At 37.2% G+C, this 7,510-nt stretch carries 5 protein-coding genes; 1 reads left to right on the top strand and 4 read right to left on the bottom strand.

Features of this window, described 5'->3' with window-relative positions; translation table 11 throughout:
• The 4 genes from AC3AX0_RS02480 to AC3AX0_RS02465 form a co-directional block, all read right to left on the bottom strand.
• Positions 1 to 377: hypothetical protein (locus tag AC3AX0_RS02480; RefSeq protein WP_487548722.1), on the bottom strand; the 377-nt coding region annotated here is incomplete at its 3' end.
• 72 nt (positions 378 to 449) lie between these two features.
• A complete protein-coding gene (locus AC3AX0_RS02475) occupies positions 450 to 1,280 on the bottom strand; it encodes a lysophospholipase (RefSeq protein ID WP_487548721.1) in 831 nt (276 codons plus the stop codon).
• On the bottom strand, positions 1,261 to 2,394 hold the full coding sequence (locus AC3AX0_RS02470; protein WP_487548720.1) for a YibE/F family protein: 1,134 nt from the start codon (positions 2,392 to 2,394) through the stop codon (positions 1,261 to 1,263). Before AC3AX0_RS02470 ends, AC3AX0_RS02475 begins: the two co-directional genes overlap by 20 nt.
• 1 nt (position 2,395) lies before the next feature.
• A complete protein-coding gene (locus AC3AX0_RS02465) occupies positions 2,396 to 3,082 on the bottom strand; it encodes a metal-dependent hydrolase (protein WP_487548719.1) in 687 nt (228 codons plus the stop codon).
• 256 nt (positions 3,083 to 3,338) lie between these two features.
• Between AC3AX0_RS02465 and AC3AX0_RS02460 the strand changes: the two genes are divergently transcribed.
• Positions 3,339 to 7,510 (top strand): acyl-CoA dehydratase activase-related protein (locus AC3AX0_RS02460; RefSeq protein WP_487548718.1); only part of this gene is annotated, 4,172 nt, incomplete at its 3' end.

Below are 7,510 nucleotides of genomic sequence, written 5' to 3'. Positions count from 1 at the left end.
CCTTCTTCATCTTTTATATCCTCTTCATCAACAGTACATTCAGTCTTGGAGCCGTAAAACTCAAGAACCGGAAGTACAAACATGCATCCAACACCTGGCTCGTTGAAACAGTCAAGTTCTCTTTTGATTTTCTTTACAATTCTTTTCAACTTAGCTTCTTCTTTTACAATACTGAAAACAAGTTTATTGTATGGTTTTCTACCATCAATAAGCTTTCTCATGCTGGCAAGCATAGGTACATGAACATTGTGATCCAAAAGAACCTTACCCATCCCTTGACTGTCAATTGTGGTTGCGCCCAGTTCTTCCTCGTAAAAAAGTTCGTGTATCATATCCAGTCTATATACATCATTTAATATTAAAAATAAAGCGTACACTATACTTTCCTCCTTTTCATTGTTAATAATAGTATAGCACAGCAGTCAATTTAAATAAACATTTATTCTTTATTATACTCGTCCATTTATCCACTGTAAAATATAGTCAATAACCTCATCCCTTTCCTTTTCATTCAATATTTCATGATAAAGGTCAGGGAAAATTTTAATGGACTTGTCTTTTGAACTTATGCTGTCATGTAAATTAACCGATGCTTCCTTAGGGATTATTCTATCACTACCTCCGTGTAGAATCAAACAAGAATATTCATATTTAGATAAATTTTTCATTAAATAGTCAGTTCCACTAACTAGAAACTGATAATAAAAGCCTGCCGTAGCCTTATCAAAGACAAGTTCGTCCTTTCTGTACCTGTCCACAACATCAAGATCTCTGGAGAGATTTGCCGACAAATCATTCTTTATATAGAAATCAGGCTTTATACTGTTGGCAAGTTTCATGAATTGTCCTTTCAAACCTTTGACTTCTTCATTGTAATATGAAGCGGCTCCCGAAAGTACCTGTCCCTGAAGCTTGTCTGGATAAGTAATACCGTAAAGCAATGAGATGAAACCGCCCATACTATGACCCATCATGTATAGGGGCTTGTCTGGATTCTCCTTGATTGCAAGGTCAACAACTATGTCAGCATCGTAAACAAAATCCATGTAGTTTTCCAGATGGCCTCTTTTCCCCTGACTTTTTCCATGTCCTCTGTTGTCGAACCTGTAGGTTGATATTCCGTCGTTGTTCATTCTTTTAGCAAGATAGTCATACCTTCCCATATGCTCTGCAAATCCATGAATAACTATAAAAACAGCCTTTGGATTTTCAACTTCGTTTTTACAGCAGGCAAGGACAAGATTGTCCTTTGTTTTTATACTAAATATCTTTCTGGTCATTTTTATGCCTCCTGCCCAAGAATATTCCTGCAATTACTGCCGTAATTGGAATCGTAAGTACTATTCCAATACTTCCCGTTATTGCCCTTATTATTTCAGTAGCTATTACATCAAGATTGAGGACGTCGGTCATTGTAGAGTTATAGGCTGTAAATATCATCAATATAGGAAGTGATGCTCCTGTATATGCAAGTATGAGGGTGTTTGTCATTGTTCCCATTATATCTCTTCCAACATTCATTCCAGACTCCATGAGTTCTTTTATGGTAATATCCGGTTTTATGGATTTGATTTCGTGCATGGATGATGATATGGACATACTGACATCCATTACAGCTCCCAGTGTACCTATTACTATTCCTGCAAAGAGTATCCCTTGAAGATTGAGATCCACTTCTCCCGGCAAATATAGAAGCATAGCTGACTCCTCCGAGTTAAGTCCTGTAAGACTTGCCATTGTCCCTACCATGTATGCTATAGTTGCAGACAAGAGCACTCCTATAAGGGTTCCTAATATAGCCGACATGGTTTTTTCATTAATACCTGACACTACAAACAGTGTGAAAATTGTAATAATGACACTTGCTATTACTGAAACTAGAATTGGGCTTGTTCCCTTTATGATTAGAGGAAGCATAAACTTGAGTATTACAAGTATCGTTATTCCCAGGGTCACTATGGACTTTACACCCTTGGCTCTTCCAATAACTACAAGAAGAACCAGGAATAAACCTACTATATACATTTCGTACTTATCTCTTACATAGCTTGATATATGAACCTGCATTATATCAGAAGTCTTGTCCACCACGAGGATAATCTCCTGGTCTTCCTTGACTCTTATATTGTAGTATTCATTGTCTCCAAGGTTATTTTCTACTAGATATTCCTTTCCCTCGTAATCCCCTTCAAGAATCCTAACCTTAACAACCTGTCTTTCCTGAATCATGGAACTTGGTTGAGCACCAAGGTCATCAGCAGTCATATGCGTAACAATTTCTACCACGATTCCCCTAACAGAGACCAATTCATCCATTCCAAAATCAGATGCAAGGGCTGTTTGTGATGTCAAAAGAACAATGAGTATTAAAATCAAAACAATTCTTTTCATCATATTATCTGTCCAATTCAATGGTTTCTTGAGAGTCCATTACTATAACTACAGCATCTTCAACCATGTTTTCAAATTCCATAGGGTCTGTTTTTATAAGTCCAGAATCACTGTAGTGCATTGGTATAGCAATCTTAGGTTTTATAAACTCTACCGCCCTTACCGCGTCTTCAGCATCCATTGTAAAGTTTCCACCTATTGGCAGCATAGCTATATCAATATTTTCATCCTCAAGAAGCTTCATGTCCATGGTAAGACCTGTATCCCCGGCATGGTAAATCTTATTAGACTTCGTTTCAATTATGAAACCTCCTGGATTCCCACCGCAAATCATTGTATTTCCTTCCATTATTCCCGACCCGTGTACTGCATTTGTCATCTTCACCTTTACAAAATCGAAAGAATATTTTCCTCCTATGTGCATGGCATGAAGATTTGTAAGTCCCTTGGTGGAAAGATAGTTTATAATTTCATAATTTGCAATTACAATTGCCCCTGTTTTTTGAGCAAGTTCTACAGCATCCCCTATATGGTCTCCATGACCGTGAGTTATGAATATATGGGTAATGTCTATAAACTCATCAACTGTTGCACTGCAATTATCGTTTCCATTAATATAGGGATCTATTATTCCCTTAAATCCTTCATCCTCCAGTAAAAAAACCGAATGTCCGTAATATGTGATTTTCATTTATACCTCCTGATTAAATAATTCAAAATAAATGATTTCAAATTGTCTTTTTTTATTATTATTGAGCGATTCCCGATTAGTCAAACACTTTTCACTTTATCATCTACCCTATAATACTATAGATACAGTCCACATTTCAATCTCTTCTATAATATTAAACGTTTTCATCCTTAATTTTTCATTAATTTTCAATACTTAAATTGCTTTTTAAAATCTTTTTGTTATAATAATATATACATATTTAATAGGAGGCGCTATGAAACAGTTGTACAATGTAGGATTGGATATAGGGTCAACAACAGTCAAAATTGTAATAATAGACAACAAATACAATATCATTTATAAGGAATATAGAAGACATTATTCAGATGTAAGAAAAACTGTTATTGAAACAATAAAAAATTCAGAAAAAATTCTAAAAAACAATAGAATGAAAATAAATGTTACAGGCTCCGGTGCAGTTGACATTTCAAAATTTCTTGAAATACCTTTTATTCAGGAAGTTGCCGCATCAACTGTAGCAATTGAACAAAAGATACCATATACAGATGTAGCAATAGAGTTGGGTGGTGAAGATGCAAAAATCACATATGTCTCTGGTCAATTGGAACAGAGGATGAACGGTACCTGTGCCGGAGGTACGGGAGCCTTCATAGATCAGATGGCAATTCTTCTTAAAACTGATGCCATGGGTCTCAATGATATGGCCAAAGAACACGAAGTTATTTATCCAATCGCTTCAAGATGTGGAGTTTTTGCAAAGACTGACATCCAACCCCTTCTAAATGAAGGTGCAAGGAAGGAAGACATTGCAGTTTCAATTTTCCAGGCAGTTGTAAATCAAACAATCAGCGGTCTTGCCCAAGGAAGACCAATCAAGGGAAACGTAGCTTTCCTTGGAGGTCCTCTATCATTTTTGCCTGAACTTAGAAAAAGATTTATTGAAACACTAAAACTTAAGCCGGAACAAGTTGTCTTCCCAGAAAATTCCCACTATTTTGTAGCTCTTGGTGCAGCCATATCTGCTGAGGATTCGGATGAAACAAACATTGGAAAATATCTGAAAAAAATAGAACATATAGACAACAGCAAGTTAAATAGAAAAAAAGAAATCGACAGCCTTTTTGAAACAGATAAGGACTATGAAGAATTCAAGACAAGGCATAGAAAGCACAAGGTAAAGAAAGAAGATATAAAGAACTATACTAGAAATGCATATCTGGGAATTGATGCAGGTTCTACAACTACAAAACTTGCACTCATAGGTGACCAGGGTCAGCTATTGTATTCGTTTTACGGCAGCAATGAAGGGAACCCGCTAAACTCAACTATTGAGGCATTAAAAAACCTCTACGAAGAAATGAACGACTCTGCAACTATAATAAAATCCACTGTCACAGGATATGGAGAGCATCTCATAAAGGCTGCCCTTAATCTTGACATGGGTGAAATAGAAACAGTAGCTCACTACAAGGCTGCAAACTTTTTCCTCAAGGATGTTGATTTTGTAATCGACATAGGTGGCCAGGACATGAAAAGTCTGAAAATTAAAAACGGAGTCATTGACTCAATAATGCTCAACGAAGCATGTTCTTCTGGATGTGGTTCCTTCATTGAAACCTTTGCTAATTCATTGAACCTCCCTGTAAAGGAATTTGCAAAATTGGCTGTGGAATCCCAACATCCAGTAGACCTTGGAACCAGATGTACAGTTTTCATGAATTCCAAAGTTAAGCAGGCTCAAAGAGAAGGAGCAACCGTAGGAGATATTTCAGCCGGAATATCCTATTCAGTAATCAAAAATGCCCTGTACAAGGTAATCAGGCTTAAATCTATGGATGATATGGGTGATAAAATAGTTGTACAAGGCGGCACATTCTACAATGATGCTGTTTTAAGAGCTTTCGAGCTAATAACAGGAAGAGAGGTTATACGTCCCGATATAGCAGGTATAATGGGTGCCTTCGGCGCCGCTCTAATAAGCAGGGAAACTGTCAAAGAAGGAGCCAAGAGCTCTGTCCTTGGACCTAGGGAACTTGACGAATTCACAAGCAACGTATCCCTTGAAAGATGCGGTCTATGTGGAAACAACTGCCTCCTTACAATAAACAGGTTCAACAGCGGCAAATCCTTTATAACAGGAAACAGATGTGAAAAAGGATCGGAAAAAATACTTAAAAGCCTAAAGAAGAAAAATATTGAAGAAATTCCAAATCTTTATAAGTATAAATACGAAAGGGTCTTCGACTACAAGTCCCTTCCCCTGGCTGAAGCAAAAAGGGGCATAATTGGAATACCAAGGGTTTTGAACATGTACGAAGACTATCCATTCTGGCATGCACTTTTAACCAATCTTGGATACAGGGTTATTCTTTCAGCCCACTCCAATAAGAAAATATACGAACTGGGAATTGAAACGATTCCTTCTGAATCAGTGTGTTATCCAGGCAAGATAGCCCATGGCCATATAGCAAACCTCATAAACAAGAAAATAAAAACCATTTTTTATCCATGCGTACCTTATAATATCAAGGAAGATTCAAGAGCCGACAACCACTATAATTGCCCTGTTGTAACATCATATCCTGAAACAATAAAGGCAAACATGGACCTTGTACACAAGGATATAAAGTTCTTTAAACCTTTTGTAAACCTTGACGACAAAAAATCTCTTGCAAAAAAACTTTTCCTCTCATTAAAGGATGAAGGCATTACTGAAAATGAAATAGGCATAGCAGTAGAAGCCGGTTACAAGGAACTTTTAACTTACAAAGCAGATGTAAGAGCAGCTGGTCAGGATGCAATTGAATATATAAACGCCAAGGATACCTTCGGCATAATACTGGCAGGCAGACCCTACCACATTGATCCTGAAATAAATCACGGAATACCAGAAATGATAAATTCATATGGTTTCGTTGTATTGTCTGAAGATAGCATATCACACCTTTCAAAGGCTAAGCGACCTCTCAGAGTGGTTGACCAGTGGGCATACCAAACAAGGCTTTATAATGCTGCGGAATTTGTTGCCAAGAGAAACGACATAGAACTTATACAACTAACTTCCTTTGGTTGCGGTCTTGATGCAGTTACAACGGATCAGGTACATGAAATACTTGAAGATAACAACAAAATCTACACACTCATAAAAATTGATGAAATAAACAACCTGGGGGCTGTAAGGATACGTATACGTTCACTTCTTGCAGCAATCAAGGAAAGACGCGAAAAGAACATTCTTGTGAGGGAATCACCACCTAGATACAAAAAAATCATCTTCACAAAAAAAATGAAAAAAGATTATACAATACTTGCACCGCAAATGTCGCCCATTCATTTTCAGTTTTTCAAGACAGGAGCACAAAAATCAGGAATAAACCTGGAGGTTCTCCCTTCTGTAGATAAAAACGCAGTGGATGAAGGTCTAAAATATATAAACAACGATGCATGCTATCCTTCCATCATAACCATAGGACAGTATTTAAACGCCTTGAAATCAGGTAATTACGATTTAAACAAGACTGCTCTAATTATGTCACAGACAGGTGGTGGATGCAGAGCTACAAACTATATAGCATTTACAAGGAAAGCATTGAAGGACAACGGCATGGAGCAGGTTCCAGTTATTTCATTCTCTGCGGGACTCGACAATCATCCTGGGTTTAAAATCACACCTAGATTTATCAATAATCTTATAAAGGGAATAGTCTACGGCGACCTTTTCATGAAAGTTCTATACAAAACAAGACCTTATGAAAAAATCAAAGGTTCTGCAAACAAGCTTTATGAACACTGGGTTGAGGAATGCCACAAATCAATCAAAGCTGGGGGCATAAGAAGGTTCAATGATACGATTATAGGTATAATAAGAGATTTCGACAATCTTGAGCTTGACGACACCATCGTAAAACCAAAAATTGGAATAGTAGGAGAGATACTTGTTAAATTCCATCCAACAGCAAACAACGACATAGTAGGCCTTTTGGAAGATGAAGGAGCAGAAGCAGTAGTTCCGGATCTTTTGGATTTCTTTCTCTACTCATCATACAACTCAATAATCAAGCACAGGGACTATATAAAAAGAGACTGGAAAAAAGCATTTCTAAGCGTTCTTGCCATCAAATTTATAGAATCCTACAGACATGTGATGAAAAGAGAACTTAAAAATAGCAAAAGATTTACTCCACAGGTTCCTATAACAGAGCTCGCAAATGGAGCTGAAAAGCATCTGTCACTAGGCAACCAAATGGGAGAGGGTTGGTTCCTAACAGCTGAAATGGTAGAGCTTATTGAAAACGATGTAACCAACATAGTATGTTTGCAGCCATTTGCTTGTCTACCAAACCATATTACAGGCAAGGGCATGATTCAGGAACTCAAGAAATCTTATCCCGAGTCGAACATTGCTCCAATAGACTTTGATCCAGG

The sequence above is a fragment of the Dethiosulfatibacter sp. genome, assembly GCF_983023055.1.
This window is presented reverse-complemented; position numbering and strand designations above follow the sequence as displayed.

Excerpts from the sequence above, each read along its gene's own strand:
- AC3AX0_RS02475 (WP_487548721.1), bottom strand. The coding sequence starts at position 1,280 with ATGACCAGAAAGATATTTAGTATAAAAACAAAGGACAATCTTGTCCTT.
- AC3AX0_RS02470 (WP_487548720.1), bottom strand. The coding sequence starts at position 2,394 with ATGATGAAAAGAATTGTTTTGATTTTAATACTCATTGTTCTTTTGACA.
- AC3AX0_RS02465 (WP_487548719.1), bottom strand. The coding sequence starts at position 3,082 with ATGAAAATCACATATTACGGACATTCGGTTTTTTTACTGGAGGATGAA.